Origin of the sequence: Lachnoclostridium phytofermentans ISDg, from assembly GCF_000018685.1 — a bacterium.
GTDB classification, from domain to species: Bacteria; Bacillota; Clostridia; order Lachnospirales; family Lachnospiraceae; genus Lachnoclostridium; species Lachnoclostridium phytofermentans.
The window spans coordinates 1,877,237-1,899,499 of the sequence record NC_010001.1 but is presented as its reverse complement, the minus strand read 5'-3'; the positions used below and the strand labels follow the sequence as shown (position 1 = coordinate 1,899,499).

Sequence of the window (22,263 nt, the reverse complement as noted above, 5' to 3'; positions counted from 1 at the left end):
ATTGGTACAAAGGATGTCCATTTTGGTACGAAATTTTTTCGTTATTCATGACTATTTACAAAAATAGGTAGGTGAACTATGTCTAGTATTAGTAACAGTGTTTACAAATACTTAGGTAATACTGAAAAAGATGGAATCATCGCTTGTGGTTACATAACTAATCCATCAAACATTACGCAGATTGAGGTAAAAAACCCTTACTACAGTTGCTTTATTGTGTTAAAAGGAAAAGGGGAATATAGTGATGAGTTTGGTCGGAAATACAAATTATCACCTGGAAAATTAGTTCAACGTTTACCAGGAATCAGGCATAGTATTGTGATAAATACTAATATTCAATGGAAGGAATACTTTATTAGTTTTGGTTCAAGTACCTACTATGCTTTATTATCTATGGGGCTGTTAGATCCGAATTTTCCAGTACTGGATTGTGTTATTTCAGAAGACACGCAAAATGAATTTGACGAATTGCTATCACTTTTAAAACATGCTGAGAATCATATGCTATTTTCTATCTCCCAACAAATGCAAAATTGTATACTGAATCTTCTTTCAAATACTCAAATTACAACCAGGCAAAAAAGAATAATTTCAAAAGCTAAAGATTTATTAAGTAGTAATTTAAACGTAAATTATTCAGAACATGACATAGCCGATATCCTAGGTCTTGGCTGCGAAAATTTTCGTAAAACTTTTAAGAAAGATGTCGGAATTTCTCCTATGGTTTATCGTAATCAGCAACGAATGTATGCTGCAAAAACGATGTTACTTAGTGAGCTTACAATTGCAGAAATTGGAGAGCGTCTTGGTTATACCGATGCATTTACCTTCTCCAAACAATTTAAAAAACACTGCGGAATATCTCCTAGTGTTTTTAAAAAGGAGAATATTAAGCAAGTATTTTAATTTTATCTACTATAGCTATTAAAATATGAAAAAGTACTTCGCAAGCTTTTTTGCCTAAAATTAAATACGACTTGCGAACTTTTTATTGTCGCGTACTAAGAAGGAGGGTTTCCCCTCCTTCCGTTTTGTGCTTATACAAAATTTCATTTAGAACTAAGAATTAAGATTTGTGAATTCCTTCTCTCAGTTACCCAAGTTTTATATTAACTTAATTTTTTTCATTCGATTTTGTGACTTGATTTTTTTCACCCTCGATTTTATTTTTAATTGATTGTAATTCACTATCTTAGTTCTTTTTCTATATTTGTAATCTCAGCCTCCGTATTATCTTCAACAAATTGGATTACATTCTCAATCACACTATCTGCTAAGGATGCAGCTCCAGTAACGCAGGCTACTGCAATTACAATCGTTTGATGAATGTCTTGTTCCTCAATCTCAACAACTGAAACATTAAATTTGTTTCTTACCTTCGCACATAAACTCTTTACAATCATTCGTTTTTCCTTTAAGGAATGTACCCAAGACGCATACAATGTTATTTTTACAGTTCCTATAAACATATCGAAATCTCCCATTACTTGAAATATTTCATTAAGTATACCGCTATGTCACCTTTTATATTATAGTATATTTCCTATTCACTGTTTCTCTATTCTTGCACCCGAAGGCAGCGCTCCCATCACGTAGCTTTCCCAAGGAGTTCCTATCACAGGATCTAGGATAACGATTGCTCCATTATCCTCCTCTGTTCTAATTAATCTACCACAGCCTTGTTTTAATTTTAGAACCATTTCAGGATAATCAACTATAACAAGGGGATCTAAGCCCTGTTCTCTTGCTTCCTTACGTTGTATTTCAATGAGAGGATCCCGAACATTTAAAGGTAGTTCCCAGATGATTAGCAAATTCAATGCCTCACCTGGTACATCGATTCCTTCCCAAAAATTAGACCCGATTAAAACTGAGGTTTCTTCCTCTCTAAATTCTCGGACAAGATATCCACGCTCCCCTGTATCTTCCCATATCATTTCAAATGGGAAGTGATACCCTTGTAATTTCCTTCTGATTTTTTTTGTTTCATGCAAGGAATTGGTAAGCACAAGCGCTCGTCCACCGTTCTCATTTAATAAAGATACTAAGTGCTTAATTTTATTCGTTGTCTTTGGTAAGTAGACAACGACTTGATTTTCCAGATCAAAAGGACTTCCAATCGTGGATTTGGATGGCTCTTCTAACCCGAGTGTTCTTATAAAATAATCAAAATCACCTTTATTACTTAAGGTCGCGGAGGTAAAGACTACTGGTATTTTTTTCTGGAATAAATGTTTATTTAACATATCACCAATCCTTCGTGGAACAACCCAAAAGCTACCATCCTTTTGTTCTACCCAAGAAACTATATTACTCCCCTGATTTCTACAGAATTTGTCTAGTGCCCATATTGCTCTTTCTATCTGCCCCTCGTATGCCTGTATTTGATTCGATGATAATGAATCAGTATATAGTTCTTGTTCTATTTGCATCTCTAGAAGAAGATGGTCTAAGGTCTTACGAAAGGTAGTTGCAGCCTTTAGTAAGGCGTCACTCCTTTGAATTGATACCCTTTCTGTGCTTTCTTCTACTATTACAGACTGCTGTAGCTGCGTAAAAAATGAATTTGTGGCATTTTCTAGCGTAGTAATTATTGAAGCTAGCGAAGCTCTAGCTCCCTGTATCTCTTCAAGATCAGAAATCATAGTATCAATTTCATCCTTATTAATCTGTTGTCCTGCTTGCATGGATGCAGGAAGAAGGACTTTATGCCCCTCATCGAAAATGACCGCGGAATAGTCTGGAAGAATGGGCAACAACCCATTGGCTAATCGCTCCTCTCGTGTCCATAAATCATGAAAGAATGTTTCATGATCCACAATAAGCAAATCTTTTGTAAGTCTATACTGTTCTCTTGCTTTCACAAGTTTACAAAAACCTCGACTAGAACATATATCGCAAGCCATATATTCTACCCATTTTATCTTCTTCCACTCATGATCTGAGATGTATGGTATCTCCGAACGTTCACCTAGCTTTGTATTGCTCAACCACTCATTGATTTCACTAGACATCGCCCCGAATTCTTCCATATTTTCATCCACTCGAACATCACAGATGTACTGATGTGGATCTTTGGCCATCCGGGCATCGATTTCTAATCCAAGTAGTCTCGATAGCGTTCTAATATCTCCTTCTGAGCCTGCAAGCTGCTCCTGAAGTGCTGTTGTAGCACACGCAATCACTACGGGTTTTCCAGTAAAACGAGCATAAGGAATTGCTGATAGCAAATAGGCAAATGTTTTCCCTGTTCCAAGCCCTGCCTCCGCTAAATGAACTTTTTTATTGCAAACGGCATCTGCAATTTTAAAAGCTGTAAATATTTGCTCATCTCGAATCTCATAACCATGTTCAGGCAGAAGGTCATACAACACATCACCAATCCACTCAACTAAATTCACTTGAAATTCTTGTTTATTCTTATAATCAAAGGGTTCTTTTCTTCTTGCACACATGTTTTCAGTTTCTCCTATATCGCTATCAATAATTAACTTAAGTTCTCAATCTGTAACTTTAAGCTAATTTATCAAACATTTTTCTAATAACAAATATAATCCTCTATTCCCATTTAGGTGATTAGAGGATTATTTATAAATCTCATTAATTTTCTTTATATAGTATAAGTATACATGAAACTAAAGCTGTGTTCAATTAGAAATATTTAATTCTAACTTTCACTATAGAACCTTAAACAACCGTAACGATATGCTATTCAGTATCTAGCATTGGCATAGCACCAAAAAAGCAAACGTAATATCTATATCCTCAACAAGAAGAACCTGTATATTACGTCTACCCAATCTAATTTGTCAAAGCGGATATTCGAAATCCGCTTATGAGGTTAAATTAATTACCTGCGCGGTAACGCATGAATCGCACCATGGTTACAATCCTCCAATGCTTCCGCTATGGACTCATTATAGGTAGGATGTGCCCGCATAGCCTTTAAAAGCTGCATCGCAGTAAGTTTATTGGAAATGGCAGTTCCCATCTCACCGATCATATCTGTCGCTCTGGCGCACATCATCTGCGCTCCCAGCAATACGTTCGTTTCCTTATCTATAACAACTTTAACAAAGCCTCTCTCTTCCTTTGTTATCAATGATTTACTGTTGGCATGTGTTAAAAACTTTCCAGTAACGGTCTCGATTCCTTTCTCTTTCGCTTCCTGTTCTGTTATTCCAACACATGCAATTTCAGGATCTGTATAAACACAGGATGGAACTACGGATAAATCAATTGACGGTTCTTTCCCATTCATTCGTTCCACTGCACAGATACCCTGAGAACTTGCAACATGTGCTAGTTGGCTTCCTCCAATAACATCACCGATAGCAAACACGTTAGGCATGCTTGTTTCAAAATTTTCATTTACCAAAATCCTACCTCTGTCCATTTCCAGTAATGTTGTCTCCTCCAGCAGACCATGAGTATTTGGGATACGTCCGGTAGCTGAAAGCAAGTATGGAATCTTTCGGACCTCGGCTTTTTCTTGATCCTTTCCCTTCTCTAAAAAGGTACAGATAAACTCACAGTCCACCTTTTCTATTTTCTGAACAAATGCTCTGGTATGAATATCAACGCCTCTCTTTTTCAAAAGCAGCTTTATATTCTGTGAGATTTCCTTATCTAGACCAGGTAGAAGTCTTTCTTCCGCCTCCAACAATGTAACTTTGGAACCAAATGATGAGTATACTGTGGCAAATTCTACCCCTATGACCCCGCCGCCTATAATAAGTAGACTTTCCGGTACATGATCAAGTTGAAACATCTCATCGCTGGTCATGATTCCGGGAAGATGGATTCCTTCAATGGGCGGAAGAACAGGCTTCGATCCTGTTGCCAGCAATATATTTTTCGCCTGGAGAATTTCTTCACCTTCCTTTGTCTTAATTCTAACTCTTCCATCCTTCAAAAGCGTCCCGATCCCTTGTAAGCGTTCCACTTTATTTCCCTTTAGGAGCTGTTCTACTCCAAGTCTGAGACTTTCAGAAGTCTCATTTTTATAGGACATCACTTTGCCGTAATCAAAGCTTACCTCTTCCACGAGGATTCCGAACTGTTCTCCGGACAGAACCTCCTGATATAATTTTGCAGCATGCAGCATGGCTTTCGCAGGAACGCAGCCGCGGTTTAAGCAGGTACCGCCGACTTCCCTGTTTTCTATCACTGCTGTCTTCATTCCTAGCTTTGCAGCCTTAATCGCTGCTACATATCCTCCAGGGCCTGCACCAATAACAAGCAAATCATATATTTTCTCCATCCTATCCTCTCTTTCTACGCTTTCTTTGTGCATTTACTGAAAGTAACTTATCTTCTATTGTTCTTTCAAAGACCGCTTTCGCTTTGTCTCCTTTCAGGACTAATAGAAGAAAAATTACTTACTATATGACTATAGGCAGAACTGTAACGGATATTTGTGCTGTGAACGATACAGGCACAAATATCCGCATAAAAAATCTTGATTTCCACAATTGGCTTCTAAATTTTGGCAGTAGCAAAAAACTCAATTAAATCTTCTATTATGATTGATTGCACTTGGGTCATAGCAGACACCTGATTCAGTCTATTACAGATATCCTTATTCTCATATCTGCTTCCCTTTATAAACCTAGGGAGCATTTCCACAAGATCCGGCTCCATGGAATCAGAAAATAATTGCAAATCCTTTATGATTCCGCAGCTCACCTGAAACTGCCAGCTTACATTTCCCCATGCAAACTGCTTTGACAGTTCATACTGAAAATCCATGGTACGTCCGTACAGCCAGGAGAAATCCGAAAATTTCCTTCTTCCGTTTGACACTGCCTCCTGATCCAAATCCTCCTGTTTACAGTAAACCGCCTTATGTCCATAGGTTTCCTCAAATGCCTCCAGAAGCTTTTCCTTAAGCATAGTAATGGTCAGCCCTGTCTGATATTCAGAAAGATTAGCTACCCTGGATCTAACGGAATCCACTCCTTTTAAAGCCAGCTTATCCTTTGAAACCTGCAGATATTTAGAAAGCTTCTGCATATCTGCACTTACTAGTAGGGTTCCATGATGATAGCACTTCTCCCCTCTGGTATAAAAGGCATTGCCAGAAAACTTTCTTCCAGATATGGTAATATCATTTCGTCCTGATTTTTCTGCATGGATTCCCAGTTTCTTGACCGCACATAGAATGACCTCCAGCTGTTTATCCAGATCATAATGACACTTGTGAACAAGAAACGTAAAATTAAGATTCCCAAGATCATGGAATACGGCGCCTCCACCTGAAAGCCTTCTCACCAGATGTCCACCATCCTCTTTAAGTTCCTGAATTCTGCATTCCTTCCATGGATTCTGGTTTCTACCGATTACAACAGTATTTTCATTCTGCCAGAGGTAAAGAAAGCAAGTATCCTGCTCTACTGTCTCTAATAAGTACTCCTCTATGGCAAGGTTCAGATAAGGGTCATTACTGCTTCCGTTTAAATATTTAATTTTCTGTATCATCTTTATCTGTTTCCTTATCTGAGAAGTCATATCTTAATATTAAATTTCTGGCTGCTCTTACTTCATCAAGCCTGGTGACTGACGTATTGACAGGGGCCTGATGAAGAATTTCCGGATTTAATTTAGCTGTTTCATATAAGCTGCGAAATACAGTAATTGCTTGATCTAAAGTTTCTTTTGATTCCGTTTCCGTAGGCTCCACCATTAGCGCTTCGGATACGTTCAGAGGAAAATACATGGTCGGTGGATGGATTCCATGGTCCAAAAGTCCTTTTGCTATATCCATAGCTGATATCCCATTCTCTTTTTTAAGCCTGGAGAGGCTCATGACAAATTCATGCATACAGGTTCTAGGATATGCCATGTCATATACATCCTTTAATTTTGCCATCATATAATTGGCGTTCAATACCGCATGCTTTGAAGCTTCCGGGATCCCTTCCTTTCCGAGCATGAACAGATATGTCATGGCTCTAACCACAATCAGAAAGTTTCCGTAAAAGCTTTTCACCTGTCCGGTACTTTGAACAGGACTTTTGAACAGATATCCGTTTTTTTCCTCCACCAGATTATTTGGTAAAAATTCAGCCAGGAGATTCTTGCAGCCTACAGGTCCACTACCCGGACCTCCGCCTCCATGAGGTGTGGAAAAGGTTTTATGAAGATTCAGATGGACTACATCAAACCCCATATCTCCTGGTCTTATCATCCCCATGATGGCGTTTAGATTTGCTCCATCATAGTAAGTAAGTCCTCCGGCTTCATGAATGATATTGGTAATTTCCAGTATATTTCTATCAAAAAGTCCCAAGGTATTAGGATTAGTCAGCATCAGTCCCGCCGTATCTTCTCCAACTACTTTCTTTAATTCCTCTAAATCTACTCCACCATCTTCCCCTGATGGGATACTAATAACCGAATAGCCGACCATTGACGCACTTGCAGGATTGGTTCCATGTGCAGAATCCGGTACTATGATTTTCGTTCTTTTTCCGTCACCACGACTTTCATGATATGCTTTTATCAGCAAAAGTCCGGTAAATTCACCATGGGCTCCTGCTGCTGGCTGAAAGGTCATCCGGTCCATCCCGGTTATCTCACACAAATATTGCTCTGTAGTTTTTAATACCTCCATGCAGCCCTGCACCGTATGCTCCGGTTGTAGCGGATGAATCTGCGCAAATCCAGGAAGTGATGCTATGTATTCATTGATTTTGGGATTATATTTCATAGTACAAGAGCCCAAAGGATAAAAGCCGTCATTTACACCATATGCCTTTTTCGCTGCTTCTGTATAATGCCTGCTTATCTCATTTTCAGACACGTTTGGAAGGTGCAGACTCTTTTTTCTCTGGTCGTCTTCTTTTGGTAGACTGATTGGCACATCACATTCCGGCAGAATACTCATCTTTCTTCCTTCCTGCCCTTTTTCAAATATCAGCATAACCTTACACCTCCCTCAGAATGCCAATAACACGATCGATGTCATCTTTTGCATTCATTTCCGTACAGCACCATAAGATTTGCCCGGCTCTTTCACCGGTTAATGGATAACCGCCAAGAATTCCTGCCTCTTCCAGTGCACTCATTACCTTTTCTACTGGAACCTTTGAAATGGTCACAAATTCGTGGAAGAATTCCCCGTGGTTTATAACCGGATACCCGATTGCTTCTAATTGATTTGCCATATAATGTGCCTTTGACATACACTGTATAGCTGTCTGCTTCAGCCCTTCTGCTCCCATAGCAGATAAATAGACTCCCACTGCCAATGCACAAAGTGCCTGGTTTGAACAGATGTTGCTTAATGCTTTTTCTCTTCGGATATGCTGTTCTCTTGCCTGAAGAGTTAGAACATATCCTGTTTTACCATTGAAATCAACAGTTTCTCCGACGATCCTTCCTGGCAATTTTCTAATCAGTTCTTTCGTACATGCCATAAAGCCGATATATGGCCCGCCGAATGCTAACGGCAATCCAAGGGGCTGTCCCTCTCCCACTGCAATATCAGCACCATATTCTTCCGGCGTCTTTATGACACCTAAGGAAATAGGATTTACGCCCATGATATACTTGGCATCGGCTGCCTTTGCTATGCTTCCGATTTCTCTGGCTAATTCCAGACTACCGTAATAATTCGGATTCTGAATATATACACATGCGGTCTGACCATCAATATGTTCTTTTAGAAAATTAAGATCTGTTATACCGTCTTTCTCAGGAATAACAGTCAATTCCATCCCATTTCCAAAACAATAGGTCTTTATGGTCTCCATTACCTGAGGATGAACCGCAGCGGAGACAAAGGCCTTGGTTTTCTTTCTGTCCCTGCACATAGCTACCGCTTCTGCCGCCGCGGCAGCACCGTCATACACGGAAGCATTGGCCGTGTCCATTCCAGTAAGTTCACAAATCATCGTCTGGTATTCAAATATGGATTGTAAGATTCCCTGGCTGATTTCCGCCTGATATGGGGTATAAGCGGTGTATAGAGTTTCTTTGGATAACACGCTTTTCACAACGGCCGGAATATAATGCCTGTATGCACCTGCCCCTCTAAAAATTACCGGAAATACCGTATTTTTTGCTGCAATGCCTTCCATCTTCCTACATACTTCCATTTCAGACATTCCACTCGGAAGGTTCAGCCCATCCATTAGCTTAACATCTTGCGGAAGCTGCCCAAAAAGGTCTTCTATGCTATCAATTCCAATCGCTGACAGCATTTCTTTTTTATCTCGATCGGTTGCTGGTACAAATGAACCCATATGCAGATCTCCTTTATTCCATTTCTTTTTTTACAAATTCTTCGTATTCCTCTGGACTTAAGAATTCCTCTTTCTCCGTAATATCGGTTATCTTTGCAAACCAGGCTTCATAAGGAGTGTCATTGATCTTTTCTGGTGCATCGAGAAGTTCTTCATTAATTTCCGATACAACTCCGGTTACCGGGCAATAGACATCTGAAACAGCTTTTACAGACTCCACATCGGCAAAACTTTCTCCGGTTACCGTTTCGTCACCCTCTTGCGGAAGATTAACAAAGACAAGTTGTCCTAACGTCTGTTGCGCATAATCCGTAAGACCGACTAATGCTGTAGTTTCATCCTCAAACCTTACCCATTCATGTGTTTTTGTGTAAACCAAGTTTTCTAATACCTTCATAATAATTCTCCTTTTCCTTGATGGATTATTTTGTTCTTTTATAAAATGGAAGGGGCACCACTTCTGCCTCTACTTCTCTTCCCCGAACAATCACCGTTACTTTTGTACCTACTTTTATGTATTCCTTATTAAGGATAGCCATGGCGACCGGATAGCCCAGGTATGGGCAATGGGTTCCCGATGTTGTAAAGCCTACTTTCTTCCCGTCTACAAGTACATCTTCCTGTTCCCTTATGATTCCACGCCCTGTTACCCTTAAGCCTACTCGTTTTCTCATCAGAGAATCCTTATCTGGCAAATGGTCTTTACCGATGAAATCCTCCTTCTGCATCTTCACAGCAAACGAAAGGCCGGTTTCCACCGGATTAATCTCATCATTCATCTCATGACCGTACAGCGGCATGCCTGCCTCCAGCCTCAGGGTATCCCTTGCCCCCAGCCCGCAAGGGATCAGTCCGTATTCTTTTCCTGCCTCCATAAGCGTTTCCCACATTGTTTTAGCATATGTATTATCTAAATAAAGTTCAAAACCGTCTTCCCCTGTATAACCGGTTCTGGATATCATGCATGGAATTCCAGCCACCATTCCATCAAAAACAGCATGATAGTACTTTTCGGGAATGTCTGTTGATAGCTTCATAAGTATTTCCTGAGACTTAGGACCCTGTAAGGCGATTTGTGAGATTTTATCAGAAATATCTTCAAACACCACCTCTCCAAATTTATGCTCTAACATCCAGTGGTAATCCTTTTCTTTATTAGAAGCATTTACGACGATTAAGTACTCCTCTTCTTTTTTCTTATATACAATTAGATCATCCACCGTACCCCCTTGCTCATTACACATGGGGCTGTATCTTGCTTGACCATCCGACATATCGGTAAAATCATTGGTCAGTAACTGCTGCAGATTCCTAAGTGCGTCTTTTCCACTACAGCGTATCTCCCCCATATGAGAAACATCAAAAATCCCTGCTCTTGTTCTTACTGCCATATGCTCCTTTATGATTCCCTCCTCATATTGGATGGGAAGGAGATATCCAGCAAAAGGGACCATTTTGCCATGAAGTTTCAGATGCATTTCGTAAAGCGGTGTTTTTAGTTCCATGTCTAATCCTCCTTAAATTTATAAGAAATTAACTGAATTCTTTATCAATCTTACTCACTACCCAATACAAACATTCTATTCAGATTATCACATCCTTTATTTACATAATTTTCTTATTTACTATTTTACCATATATCTTTTGCAAATTGGTATAGATGTTTTAATAGATTATAGAATTATGGATTAGTTGCTTATCACGTAAGCATTTTAACATTTGAATACTATACAAAGATTTTTAAGTCCAACAAATATTGATTCAAAGAAAATTAATATTAGATAAAGAGATCTGTTTTATAATCCTTTAACCACTGAACTGATAGAGTCAGAGCCTCCATTGTTTTTGTTTCCAATACACACCGACATTTATTTATCTTAGCAAGGGTAAGCCATTTTGATAAATCAATCTCTCCAGTACCTAGTGTTAAGTGATTCTTATTATCCTTAGCATCATGAATATGAAAGTGTTTTAACCTATCTTCCTTCTCCAGAATTAACTTCTCATCAACCCCATTCGCACAATAAGAATGACCGATATCCAAGGTTAAGGTAAATACATTACTCTGTAGTAATAGCTCTATTGCCTTTTTATGAAATGGTAAAAAACCACCTGTATTTTCAATTGAAATCTTAATATCTTCTTTTGCAATTTCTTCTTCACACATGAAACGGAATCTTTCCATATTTTCTAGATAGATATCTTGATATTGCTCATAAAGATATAATTTTCTTTGCGGTAGAGTAATATAGATGCCTGGATGTAGATGCATATTTATAATGGGAGCATGAAGCTTTTTAGCTACTGCAATTGTCCTTCTCACCGTTTCAAAATACGCTTTTGCAACTGAACGATTAAAATCACATACGTTAAGGTTTTCATCCAAATGAATGGTGTAATATATATCATGCTGCTTCATTATGCCAAGAAAATAATCTACATTTTCTAAAATATCTATCTGATAGTGCGGAAAATTCATATTTAGTTCTATAAACTGTAATCCAAGCTTTTTACAAAGAATTGCAGTTTCTTCTAAATTGTCCTGTTCTATTAAGGTAGGCATACCAAATTGCATCTTTTCCCCCTCCTAATTAGGCAGTTTTTTGAATCGCTGTAGTGGATAATTCATCTCCTGACATAGTTCACCTTCCACAAACCCCATATGTTGATAAAAGGCTCTTGCTTCCTCACCTTTTTCATCCTCTTCTCGAAATGTTTCTACGACTATTTCCTTCTCTTTATTAAGATTACACATCATTTCAATAACCAAACGTGTAGCTATTCCTCTTCTACGGTAATCCGGATGAACTGCGAGACAACTAAGCATATTGTGGTTGGTAGAAAACAATAGAATTCCTACAACCTGGTGATGTTGAAGCGCACAGATGGCACTCCTTCTTTTGATATTCTTTCTCACCGTATTTTTGTATTCTTCTAACAATTCTTCTGTTTCTAGCCCTGGAAAATTCCAACGTACAATTTCAACCAGGTTCATCCAAGAATCTAAATGTTCCTCTGTTGCATACTTAATTTCTATTGGTTCTCGCTCAGTTAATATACTTCCATAAGCGTTTTTAATATCAAATATCTTATCTAAAAAGTAAAAAGGAATCATTACTCCACTCTTTTGCATTGCTAATAACTCTTCCTTATTCACCCACTTCACCGCTCTCACTTCCTCTGGCTGTAAAGTAAGATCCTCTATGGAAATATCTTTTGTTATAAAATAATAATCATCAAATCCATTCTCAAAATTTACAGTAAAATGTGGTCTTATGTTGGTAAGATCAATCTCTAAACCAATCTCTTCCCTAGTCTCTCGTTCCGCTGCCCTTTGACTATCTTCCCCTGCCATCGCAGCACCTCCGACAGATAAATCCCATAAATTAGGCCAGCCTTTCTTAAATGGTTGTCTCTGTTGAATTAACAACTCGTTCTTATGATTAAATATACAAACATGAACAACCAAATGGTACTCTCCATCCCCAATCTTATCACCACGGCGATGCTTTTTTCCTAATAAATTTCGATTCTTATCATAAAGATCAAAGTATTCCTCGTCCCTTTCACTCTCTTTTTCCATAGAAGGCTCCTTTTCTAATTTTCTAAGTTTTCTGAAGCATTTCTTAATAGCTTATCGATTAACTTATTTTAGCAAAATTAATCATGGAATGGTAGTCTTATTATGAACTAAGTTAAACACATAAAACGCGTCAAACAAGCTAAGCAAACCTGTCAAAAGTGTCAAACTCTACATTTCTTCTGGACATTCAATACCCAATAATCCCATAGCATCTTTAGTAATTTCTTGTGTAAGGTCTACAACAATCAAACGCGCATCCCTTAAGTTTTCATCTGCATTTAGAATATTGCACTCATGGTAAAACTTATTAAAAGCTGTGGATAATAAAATCGTATATCGAGCAATCACAGAGGGTTCAAATCGGTTTGCTGCCTCATATATAGATTCTTTGTACTCTGATATTATTTTTAGTAGCGAATAAGTGGTAACATCGCTTAGTAAGGATACGTCTACCTCGTCTATCTTAGGTTTGTTTTCTGCCTTTTTCAAAATGCTTTTTGCCCTTGCGTAAGTGTACTGAACATATGGACCTGTCGTACCTTCAAAGCTTAATACATCCTCCCACGAAAAATCCACATCTTTCATTCGTTGATGAAACAAATCATGAAAAATTATTGCACCAATTCCAATTTTTCTTGCAACTTCTTTTGGTTGATCAAGATTTGGATTTTTTTGATGAATTAGCTCTAAAGCTCTTTTTATTGCTTCTGTTAAAATATCTTCTGCATAAACAATATTCCCAGTTCGTGAAGATAATTTAACACCTTGTAAGCGAACCAATCCATATGGAACATGAATTAGATTTTGGCTCCATTCATAACCCATAAGCTCAATAACTTTAAAAACTTGTTCAAAGTGTAATTTCTGCTCCTGTCCAGTTACATAGATACACTTATCAAATTGATATTGTTTCTTCCGATAAAGAACTGCAGCAAGATCCCTTGAATGATATATCGAACTACCGTCCTTTTTAATAATCATACATGGTGGCATATCAAACTGATTTAAGTCAACAATCTTAGCTCCTTCACTTTCACTTAATAAGTGCTTCTCCATTAGTTCACGAACTAGATCTGGAACTTTATCCATATAAAAACTTTCGCCAGTATAATAGTCAAAGGAAACTCCTAACAAATCATAAATTCGTTCGAACTCTATCATGCTAATTTCTTTAAACCATTTCCATATAGTAAGAGCTTCTTTTTCTCCCTGTTCCATCTTCACAAACCAGGAACGAGCTTCCTCCTCAAGCTCAAGATTTTGCTCTGATTCTTTACTAAACTTTATATAAATACGGAGCAATTCTTCAATACCTTTTTCTTCGACAGCTTCTTTGTTACTCCACTTTTGATATGCTACAATAAGCTTTCCAAACTGTGTACCCCAATCCCCAAGGTGATTAATCCTGATTACTTGATAACCAAGCTTTTTATAGATATGGTATAACGAATTTCCTATTAGAGTTGTACGAAGGTGCCCAACATGAAAATTCTTTGCGATATTTGGAGAAGAATAATCTATACACACAGTCTGGGCAAGCCCAGCCTTTCCACATCCAAAATCCTCTTTCCTTCCTTCGAATAAAAGCTTTTTTATATGGTTTTCCTTATTCAGATATAGGTTTAAAAATCCATTCACGACTTCTAAATTCTTTAATATGCCTTCCGTATCCATCATTTTAATTTTCTCTTTTATAACTTCTGCAATTAACTTTGGTGCCATTTTAAATATTTTGGTAAAGTAAAAGCATGGTAAAGAATAATCACCATATATCTGATTTGAAGGAACCTCTAAAAGATTTTTGATTTGATCTTTTGTAAACCTCTCTTTATCTATCTCTTCTTTATCTATCTCTTCTTTATCTATCTCTTCTTTATCTATCTCTTCTTCTACTATTCCTTTATTTGTTTTCCATTCTTTTATTGTCAAATCTTTTGCTTTCTTTCCTTTTATTTTTCCTTCTTTTGTTTTCTCTACATTTGTAATCTCTTTCATCATTTCTTGACAACTTTCATAAATCAAATCACTTAATACACCTTTCATCTCTGAACCTCCTAATATAATCTTGCAATATTTCCTAAAAAAGAATAAAAAAAGAACCATAAAAGATTGCTATCATAGCAAAATCTAATACGGTTCTGATGATAAGTCTAATAGTAACAGGACCGCATAGAAACAAGACGTACCTTTCTTGCAACTATGCGTTTCTTACGCTTCGTTACAAGAGCCTACGTCTGCTTCTACGTCTTAAGCTATTGCAAAATCCTATTAACATAATAGCCATTCCTTTCCAAATATTTTAGTTATTCTAGCACATTATACTTTTTCTTGCAAAGAAATTGTATTCATGTGAATTTGTTGTATGATTGTGGATTCGATGATATTTAAAATTTACTACTTAACAGGCATCAACTGAAACTTCATTATCACTGGATTATGATCCGAGTATAAAAAGCCATTGTCAATTGTTTCTATACTATTTAGCTGTACATTAGTAGAGATTAAAAAACCATCTACCATTGTAACAAAAGAAGTTTCTTTGATATATGGAGAATCCGCATTACGGCAAGAAGGAGTTAACTTCCCTCTCAATTCATCACTTAATAGATCATATGCAACTGTAATACCGGATGGAAGTAGAAGAGATGGAAATGGCTTTGCCCAATTCTCTTCCAAAGTAGGAGTGTGAAAGATGGATGGAGAATCACCTAATAGATCTTGGTTAAAATCACCTCCACAGATAATATAATTACCCTCCTCAAAATCACTCTTCATGTCCTCGCTTAACATCTTTATCTGGTTTTTTACAATACTTTCATCTTTAGTATATGCCGAAAGATGTACATTATAAAGACATAGGTATTTTCCGTTCTCCACCTTAATTCTTGATATTGTATAGCATCTGTCTAAATCAATAAGTTTATAAACTGAAGTATCAATCGGTAAACTGCGTCTTACTGAATCTATGATTCGAAACTTAGATATTGTACTTATCCCTGCTTTTGACTTCCCATGTGGCTCTAATATTGGATACATTAAATAAGGAGAATCGTAGTTAACTGCAAATGCTGAAGAGATATCCTGAAATGCATCAAGAATCATCTCGTTCTCATTCACTCCATAACTTCTAGTAGCCTTAAGATCGACTTCCTGTATGAATACAAAGTCTGTATCCTTGCTCTTGACAACCTTGATACTGCCATTGATATTATCGATAGCTGCTTGCTTATTATATGCTCTGGAAAATTTTCCTCCATCCATAAAGAAACTATAGTCAGAAGAATAAGCACCGAAACCAATGTTATAGGTTAAAATTGAATACTCAGTATTAAGAGACACTTCCTGCTTTTTAACCTCGCCTTTTGTATAACTTTCTAATATTTGATTATCATCAATTCTATGATAAGTCAGGAATACATAAGCAACATAACTTAAAATCACAACGAAAATAACACCAAGTACTATGCTCACTATTTTTAATATTCTTCCTATTCTCATATGGAATAATTCATCCTCCCAATGTTATGTATTTGGATTAACCATTATATTAATTATAATCGATAATACAAAATACGTAAACGTAAATCAAGTACATGTCTAAATTATCTTACTTTCTAAGACAGGAATAACAAAATACTTAGATTTTAATAAATACAAATGAACTATGTAAACTTAACCACCATAGCCTTACAATTGCTATGGTTTAAAAACCATTAGATGATGCGATTCTGTCTCTTCATAAGTTTCAAAACCAAAGCGTCTATATAAGTTCCGTGCAGGATTAGATTTAAATACTTTAAGGTATATTGGTTTCTTTGTAACCATTGATTGTAACGATATATAATTAAGATAAAAAGACCCAATTCCTTTCTTTTGGGCTTTCCTGCCCTGGATAATAACCTGCTTGATTCATATCGTTAACAAATGCAGTGCCGTAATTAATACCAAGTTTTTTGGCTTGTTCTTCTGTAAGTCCTGTAGCACCAGCTTCTAAATCTAATACCTTAATACAAATTGTTCCTAAAGTTTTTTGATAAGCGGTCATAGCGCCACTCATATTTTCTCCAACTAATCTTCCAAGCTTATTCGCACTAGTTGCTAATGGAATGTATGCAGGTTTTTTTAATAGCTGATGAGGTACCGTTGCACAATCTCCTGCAGAATAGAGATCTCTTACCGTTGTTCTTCCATATTCATCTATAATAATCGCCCCATTTGGTAACATCTCTATTCCAGTATCTTTTAAAAACGCAGTATTTGGCCGTACCCCAATCGCAATCACAACAATATCTACAGGAATGAATTTACTTCCATTCACAATTGCTTTTACTTCATTATTTTCTGTAATTTCAGTTACTGCAGAATTTAGATATAGGTGAACACCTTGTGATGTTAGTTCTTCCTCCATTAGGTCTGTAATCTCTTTATCAAATGGAGTATTTAATATTCGGTCATCTTTAATTTATACATTTATAAAATAATACAAAAAAGAAGAATGGTATGTTTTTTCCATAAGAAGTTTATCTCCTTACAGAAAAAAATACTATTCCTCTATCCGAACATATAAGTAGCCTATTTGTTATTATTTTCTACCACTCGAAACTTTACAATTTCAGTAATCAGCTCTTTTGGAAGCGGTTTGCTAAGCGGAAATTGTATTGCTCCTTTTGAATATTTATAGTCACCAAGCTTATGTTTAAATTGTTCCACCCCTTCTGCCCCAGGATAAAAACCAATATGCGCTTTATGCAAAGCAAAATGTACTAAGTTACCATTCAAATAAAAGGTAGGCATTCTCCAACTTATCTTCTCTGTAGCTTCCGGTGCTGCTTCTTTTATAATATTTCTTATCTCTTGTAATTTATGTTGAAGCTCCAATGGATACTGAAGAATATACTGATCAATCTCATTCATCTATTTCTCTCTCCTAACGTAATTCATTTCGATTTAAATCTATTTTATCATAAAAGTATAGTTATTTCTTCTTATAATTTTCCTTAATGAAATGAATTAATTATGTAGTATGGATTTATTTGATTCAGATTTTGAGAATTTACCCCTTAATTGCTCCTTGTGTCAAGCCATCTACGATTTGATTACTAAAACAACAATAGATTAGAATGGACGGTGCTATTGCAATAACAATCGCTGCAAACATCTGAACATAATTGGTTGCATACGGACCAACGAAATAAGTTAAGGTTACTGGCAGAGTCTTTTTTTGTACGTCAGAAATAAATACCATAGCCATTAAGAGTTCATTCCAGTTGTTCACAAACGTCATTAATCCAGTAACAAATAATCCAGTTCTTGCAAGTGGCAATGCAATATGAAAAAAGCACCGATAGATAGAGCAACCATCAATACATGCCGCTTCAAACAATTCGGATGACATCCCTCTAAAAAAGTTTGTCATGATAAAAATTGTCATTGGCAAAGAGAATGTGATATACGGTAAAATTAATCCTAATAAATGATTTGTTAAATTCAATTTTGAGAACTGGATAAACAACGGTATTAAAACGCAATGAACTGGTATCATCATACCAATAAGGAAATATGTCATCGCTGGTCTTGCTAATTTCCATCTCATTCTAGCAATTGCAAATGCAGCCATAGAACCAATGAACATACTTGCAAGTAACGTTATCAAACATACAATAATTGAATTTAATGTTGCTACACCTAACTTACCACTATTCCAAGCAACATAATAATTGTTCCATTGAAATACTTGAGGTAATTTAAAAGGATTGGTAAAAACCTCTGCATTGGTTTTAAAGGATACTGAAATCATCCACAAAAATGGTACAACATACAATAATGCAAAGACAGATAGAAATAGATAGATGATGATATTACTAAATTTTAATCGTTTCATCATACACCTCCTACATCTCATAATTCTTTACTTTTATACTTCGGTTAATTACAACTGTTACAATGAGACACATCAATAAGAGAACTACTCCAATCGCATTGGCATAACCATATTTAAAGTATTGAAAGCCCTCATTATATAAATGTGTTGCTAAGACGTCTGTTCTATGATTCGGCCCGCCTTGCGTCATATTATAAACTAAATCAAAGAACTTCAAGGAACCAATACAGTTCAGAGAAAGTGTTGTTGCTACCATTGGTTTTATTAAAGGTAAGGTGATAGTAAAGAAACTTTTAAATTTACTTGCACCATCTATGTAGGAAGCTTCATAAAGTGATTTCGATATTCCAGAAATCTGAGCCATGTAAAGCATCATTGTTGTACCTGTATACTGCCATAAGGCAACAAAGGCAATAACCCACATTGGTAAAATAATAAACCCTTTCGTGTCCATTAACCAAAGTGGACCTTCCACTCCAAAATAAGATAGAATTTGGTTAATACCCATTTTCGGGTTAAAAAGAAAAGACCATAACAACCCAAGTGCAGCGGAAGACAGTACTGCCGGTAGATAGTAAATATTCTTAAATAGATTTCTACCTCTCTTAAGATTAGTTAATATTCCTGCAAGGATAAGTCCCAATATCTGCTGCGTAATAGCAGAAAAAAACATAAAAAATAAAGAATTTTTAAGGGCAGTCCTCATAATCTTATCTTTTAAAAAGAGTCGCTTAAAATTATCGAAAGCAACAAATTTAGGTGACGTTAACGCATTCCAATCACATAGGGAATAATAGAAAGACTGGCATATTGGGATCAATAGGATTGCTGTAAACAAAAGTAATGCAGGTGTTATAAATAAAATGATAGCTAACTTATTTCGAAAGATTTTATCCAAACAATTCCCCCCTAATCTGAAAAAAGTAAACTGCCTTAATTTTTTTACCAAGTTGGGCTGTCACTAGCGCGACAGCCCAGCCTTCCCATTATCTTACTTTTTCCATACATGCTCTTTATAGAAATCCTGAACATTTTGGAATGCTTCATTTACCGAAATACTTCCGAGGAATAGGTCAACCATAGAATTATCGAATGTATCCCCTGCCTCTACAGATGCTAAAGATTCATTATAAAAACCAAGGGTACCAGTCGATTTTGTTAAGATATCCATAACATAACTAAGCTGTGCTGGTGCTTTTTCTTTATCGAAATCAACCTTAATAATTGGAATCTTTCCGCCAACTTCGGCAGTATACTTCTGTGCTGTTTCGTCTGTAAAACATTTCATAAGAGCTATACAAGCGTCCTGATTTTTCGTTTTTGAACTCATAACCAGATTATCCGTTTTAACAATCATACGATTAGGATCAGCCCCACCTTCGATTGCTGGGAAAGAAAATACTCCACACTTTGGCTCCATCTCAGGATTGTTACCATTAATCTGGCCAATTGCCCAAGATCCCTGTACTAACATGGCAGCTTCGCCGTTATAAAAACCTGCAGTTGCTTGATCATTCGAATCTCCTGCTGCTGTTTTTTGAAAATACTTTGATAATTCAACTAACTTTTCACCAGCATTTAGAAAAGATTCACTCGTCCAATCTAAAGTGCCCGTATTTACTCCAATTAAATTATCTGGTCCACCAGCTCTATCACAAAGATAGCCTGCAATCATCGATAAGCACCAAGCGGTACCAGCTGAGCAAGAAATTGGTGTGTATCCAGCATCTTGAATCTTTTTGCAGGTAGCAATCCACTCCGTAAATGTTGTTGGAACAGAAGCCCCTGTTTTTCCAAATATCTCTGTATTATAAAAAACTAAAGCTGCTGCAAAGTTTGTTGGAACTGCATAAATTTTTCCATCGTATGTCATTCTCTCGAAAATACCTTCTGTAAAGGATTCATACCACTTTGATTCGTTTTTCTTTAAAATATCCGTTAGATCCGCTGCTGTCCCACTTTCCACATACTGCGTTAAATTAGGTCCTGGATTACAGATAAATACATCCGGACAATTATTGGCAGCAACTAATGCATTTAATTTCGTATCATATTCCTCTAGATTTGTAGTAATCGGTGTACAGTGATATCTTCCAGCATATTGTTCATTAAAACGTTCAATTACTTGTGCGTATCCTTTTGTAATTAAGTCCTGAGTGGCCGATAAGTCATCCCAAAACATCCACTTAATTTCAACTACCCCATCCGTTTTGTTTGTGGAAGTATCCGAAGATTTATTCCCACATCCTGCTAGTAAACTAAAAGTCATTGCTGCGACAAGAACTAGTGCTGATATTTTCCTCTTTAACATAGATACCCTACCTCCTAGAATCAACATATTTTAGGAATATTGTATAAATATTTTCCATAATATGTATGTCTTTTTGTGATTTTACTATATCAAATTGAGACATTCCTTTCATCCGAATAATTGCTTTTTAACTACGAAATCTTGCTATTTTTTCCCATATATGATTGTAATTTAATTTAAAATTGTTATAATCTTATATGTAAATATATGGTATCTATTAACAAGACTCGATTTGCGAAATGGAGGATAGGTTGATTCATGATAGAAACATTACATGGGATGAAAGAGATTGTAAACTTTAAGATCAATACGAAATTGCGACTCTATGTGAATGACGAATGCGAAAACTACCCGAGTCATTGGCATATACCTCTTGAAATTATAATGCCAACGAAAAGCGATTACCATGTAGCCTGTTCAAAAACAGTATTTTGTCTAAGGGAAGGTGACATTCTAATCATAAATCCAGGAGTAGTACACAGCATGGAAGCTCCGCCTATGGGGGAACGCCTTATCTTTCAAGCGGATGTTACACTGCTTTATGGGATGAGGGAATTAGAAACGACTTTATCCTTCATTGCTCCAGCCCTTCTTATAACAGCCGAAGAGTCCCCATCTGCACATGTTAAAATCCGTCAATTATTACTTTCCATCAAAGAAGAATATTTTGCTGAAGCGACTCTTAGTGAGGCTTCCATCTACTCCAAATTAATCGAAATATTTGTTCTAATAGGACGAAATTACTCTCCAAACGCACACTTTCGGAATAAAAATTCAAAACAGCGCGAATATACAGAGAGATTTTTATTTATTTGCAATTACATAAATGAACATTGCGGTGAAAATTTAACTCTTGATGAAATTTCAGATCTTTCTGGATTTAGCAAATACCACTTCAGCCGGTTATTCAAACAATTTACCAATGTATCCTTTTATCGATATCTTAATAATAAAAGAATTGCTTATGCAGAAAGCCTTTTAATGAATGATGAACTTACCATCACCGAAGTTGCATTGCAATGTGGCTTTAGTAGCCTATCTTCTTTTATACGGATGTTTAAGATTGTTAAGAATTGCACTCCTACGGAGTTTAAGATGATGTATACAACATAGTAAAACTATAATTGCTGTTTTCTATTATTTTGTTATTAATATATTCTAGAAAATAGTCACGATGTATTTATAGAATTACTAGAATGATCTATAAAATTACTCATCACGAGCTTTCTCTTATTATGTA

19 protein-coding genes are annotated in these 22,263 nt (G+C 36.4%); 2 read left to right on the top strand and 17 right to left on the bottom strand.

Features of this window, described 5'->3' with window-relative positions:
• Positions 1-78 precede the first annotated feature (78 nt).
• Positions 79-906 (top strand): AraC family transcriptional regulator, encoded by an 828-nt coding sequence (locus CPHY_RS08045; RefSeq protein ID WP_012199574.1) that lies wholly within the window; start codon positions 79-81, stop codon positions 904-906.
• 281 nt (positions 907-1,187) lie between these two features.
• On the opposite strand, the gene CPHY_RS08040 is transcribed toward CPHY_RS08045, so the two are convergent.
• The 17 genes from CPHY_RS08040 to CPHY_RS07960 all read right to left on the bottom strand — a co-directional run bounded on the left by CPHY_RS08040 (position 1,188) and on the right by CPHY_RS07960 (position 21,023).
• Positions 1,188-1,469, bottom strand: coding sequence for a DUF503 domain-containing protein (locus CPHY_RS08040; protein WP_012199573.1), 282 nt, complete (start codon positions 1,467-1,469; stop codon positions 1,188-1,190).
• A gap of 78 nt (positions 1,470-1,547) precedes the next feature.
• A complete protein-coding gene (locus tag CPHY_RS08035; RefSeq protein ID WP_012199572.1) occupies positions 1,548-3,455 on the bottom strand; it encodes an ATP-dependent DNA helicase in 1,908 nt (635 codons plus the stop codon).
• 395 nt (positions 3,456-3,850) lie between these two features.
• Positions 3,851-5,263 carry a dihydrolipoyl dehydrogenase gene (gene lpdA, locus CPHY_RS08030; protein WP_012199571.1) on the bottom strand — a complete coding sequence of 471 codons (1,413 nt, stop codon included), beginning with the start codon at positions 5,261-5,263 and terminating at the stop codon, positions 3,851-3,853.
• 218 nt (positions 5,264-5,481) lie between these two features.
• On the bottom strand, positions 5,482-6,480 hold the full coding sequence (locus CPHY_RS08025; protein ID WP_012199570.1) for a lipoate--protein ligase: 999 nt from the start codon (positions 6,478-6,480) through the stop codon (positions 5,482-5,484).
• The gene (gcvPB, locus tag CPHY_RS08020) at positions 6,464-7,924 is read right to left on the bottom strand and encodes an aminomethyl-transferring glycine dehydrogenase subunit GcvPB (RefSeq protein ID WP_012199569.1); all 1,461 of its coding nucleotides are present in this window, start codon (positions 7,922-7,924) and stop codon (positions 6,464-6,466) included. Before gcvPB ends, CPHY_RS08025 begins: the two co-directional genes overlap by 17 nt.
• Positions 7,925-7,928: 4 nt before the next feature.
• On the bottom strand, positions 7,929-9,248 hold the full coding sequence (gene gcvPA, locus CPHY_RS08015) for an aminomethyl-transferring glycine dehydrogenase subunit GcvPA (protein ID WP_012199568.1): 1,320 nt from the start codon (positions 9,246-9,248) through the stop codon (positions 7,929-7,931).
• 13 nt (positions 9,249-9,261) lie between these two features.
• Positions 9,262-9,645 (bottom strand): glycine cleavage system protein GcvH, encoded by a 384-nt coding sequence (gene gcvH / locus CPHY_RS08010; RefSeq protein WP_012199567.1) that lies wholly within the window; start codon positions 9,643-9,645, stop codon positions 9,262-9,264.
• 25 nt (positions 9,646-9,670) lie between these two features.
• Positions 9,671-10,753, bottom strand: coding sequence for a glycine cleavage system aminomethyltransferase GcvT (gene gcvT / locus CPHY_RS08005; RefSeq protein ID WP_012199566.1), 1,083 nt, complete (start codon positions 10,751-10,753; stop codon positions 9,671-9,673).
• A 272-nt stretch (positions 10,754-11,025) separates the two neighbouring features.
• Positions 11,026-11,823 carry a sugar phosphate isomerase/epimerase family protein gene (locus CPHY_RS08000; RefSeq protein WP_012199565.1) on the bottom strand — a complete coding sequence of 266 codons (798 nt, stop codon included), beginning with the start codon at positions 11,821-11,823 and terminating at the stop codon, positions 11,026-11,028.
• A gap of 12 nt (positions 11,824-11,835) precedes the next feature.
• On the bottom strand, positions 11,836-12,831 hold the full coding sequence (locus tag CPHY_RS22420; protein WP_012199564.1) for a GNAT family N-acetyltransferase: 996 nt from the start codon (positions 12,829-12,831) through the stop codon (positions 11,836-11,838).
• A 168-nt stretch (positions 12,832-12,999) separates the two neighbouring features.
• Entirely contained in the window at positions 13,000-14,874 is a 1,875-nt protein-coding gene (argS, locus tag CPHY_RS07990) for an arginine--tRNA ligase (protein WP_012199563.1), read from the bottom strand.
• Between the two features lie 351 nt (positions 14,875-15,225).
• The gene (locus CPHY_RS07985; RefSeq protein ID WP_012199562.1) at positions 15,226-16,329 is read right to left on the bottom strand and encodes an endonuclease/exonuclease/phosphatase family protein; all 1,104 of its coding nucleotides are present in this window, start codon (positions 16,327-16,329) and stop codon (positions 15,226-15,228) included.
• A gap of 346 nt (positions 16,330-16,675) precedes the next feature.
• Entirely contained in the window at positions 16,676-17,278 is a 603-nt protein-coding gene (locus tag CPHY_RS07980; RefSeq protein WP_278183993.1) for an FAD-dependent oxidoreductase, read from the bottom strand.
• Positions 17,279-17,403: 125 nt separating this feature from the next.
• Complete coding sequence (locus CPHY_RS07975; protein WP_012199560.1) at positions 17,404-17,745, bottom strand: iron chaperone; 342 nt, start codon at positions 17,743-17,745, stop codon at positions 17,404-17,406.
• A gap of 139 nt (positions 17,746-17,884) precedes the next feature.
• Positions 17,885-18,712 carry a carbohydrate ABC transporter permease gene (locus tag CPHY_RS07970; protein WP_012199559.1) on the bottom strand — a complete coding sequence of 276 codons (828 nt, stop codon included), beginning with the start codon at positions 18,710-18,712 and terminating at the stop codon, positions 17,885-17,887.
• A gap of 10 nt (positions 18,713-18,722) precedes the next feature.
• Positions 18,723-19,610 carry a carbohydrate ABC transporter permease gene (locus CPHY_RS07965; protein ID WP_012199558.1) on the bottom strand — a complete coding sequence of 296 codons (888 nt, stop codon included), beginning with the start codon at positions 19,608-19,610 and terminating at the stop codon, positions 18,723-18,725.
• 93 nt (positions 19,611-19,703) lie between these two features.
• A complete protein-coding gene (locus CPHY_RS07960) occupies positions 19,704-21,023 on the bottom strand; it encodes an ABC transporter substrate-binding protein (protein ID WP_012199557.1) in 1,320 nt (439 codons plus the stop codon).
• Between the two features lie 258 nt (positions 21,024-21,281).
• Between CPHY_RS07960 and CPHY_RS07955 the strand changes: the two genes are divergently transcribed.
• Positions 21,282-22,136, top strand: a complete 855-nt coding sequence (locus tag CPHY_RS07955; RefSeq protein ID WP_012199556.1) for an AraC family transcriptional regulator — start codon at positions 21,282-21,284, stop codon at positions 22,134-22,136.
• Positions 22,137-22,263 lie beyond the last annotated feature (127 nt).

What these genes read in the sequence shown, in the direction of transcription:
- CPHY_RS08045 (WP_012199574.1), top strand. Translation starts at nt 79, where the DNA reads ATGTCTAGTATTAGTAACAGTGTTTACAAATACTTAGGTAATACTGAA.
- CPHY_RS08040 (WP_012199573.1), bottom strand. Translation starts at nt 1,469, where the DNA reads ATGTTTATAGGAACTGTAAAAATAACATTGTATGCGTCTTGGGTACAT.
- CPHY_RS08035 (WP_012199572.1), bottom strand. Translation starts at nt 3,455, where the DNA reads ATGTGTGCAAGAAGAAAAGAACCCTTTGATTATAAGAATAAACAAGAA.
- lpdA (WP_012199571.1), bottom strand. Translation starts at nt 5,263, where the DNA reads ATGGAGAAAATATATGATTTGCTTGTTATTGGTGCAGGCCCTGGAGGA.
- CPHY_RS08025 (WP_012199570.1), bottom strand. Translation starts at nt 6,480, where the DNA reads ATGATACAGAAAATTAAATATTTAAACGGAAGCAGTAATGACCCTTAT.
- gcvPB (WP_012199569.1), bottom strand. Translation starts at nt 7,924, where the DNA reads ATGCTGATATTTGAAAAAGGGCAGGAAGGAAGAAAGATGAGTATTCTG.
- gcvPA (WP_012199568.1), bottom strand. Translation starts at nt 9,248, where the DNA reads ATGGGTTCATTTGTACCAGCAACCGATCGAGATAAAAAAGAAATGCTG.
- gcvH (WP_012199567.1), bottom strand. Translation starts at nt 9,645, where the DNA reads ATGAAGGTATTAGAAAACTTGGTTTACACAAAAACACATGAATGGGTA.
- gcvT (WP_012199566.1), bottom strand. Translation starts at nt 10,753, where the DNA reads ATGGAACTAAAAACACCGCTTTACGAAATGCATCTGAAACTTCATGGC.
- CPHY_RS08000 (WP_012199565.1), bottom strand. Translation starts at nt 11,823, where the DNA reads ATGCAATTTGGTATGCCTACCTTAATAGAACAGGACAATTTAGAAGAA.
- CPHY_RS22420 (WP_012199564.1), bottom strand. Translation starts at nt 12,831, where the DNA reads ATGGAAAAAGAGAGTGAAAGGGACGAGGAATACTTTGATCTTTATGAT.
- argS (WP_012199563.1), bottom strand. Translation starts at nt 14,874, where the DNA reads ATGAAAGGTGTATTAAGTGATTTGATTTATGAAAGTTGTCAAGAAATG.
- CPHY_RS07985 (WP_012199562.1), bottom strand. Translation starts at nt 16,329, where the DNA reads ATGAGAATAGGAAGAATATTAAAAATAGTGAGCATAGTACTTGGTGTT.
- CPHY_RS07975 (WP_012199560.1), bottom strand. Translation starts at nt 17,745, where the DNA reads ATGAATGAGATTGATCAGTATATTCTTCAGTATCCATTGGAGCTTCAA.
- CPHY_RS07970 (WP_012199559.1), bottom strand. Translation starts at nt 18,712, where the DNA reads ATGAAACGATTAAAATTTAGTAATATCATCATCTATCTATTTCTATCT.
- CPHY_RS07960 (WP_012199557.1), bottom strand. Translation starts at nt 21,023, where the DNA reads ATGTTAAAGAGGAAAATATCAGCACTAGTTCTTGTCGCAGCAATGACT.
- CPHY_RS07955 (WP_012199556.1), top strand. Translation starts at nt 21,282, where the DNA reads ATGATAGAAACATTACATGGGATGAAAGAGATTGTAAACTTTAAGATC.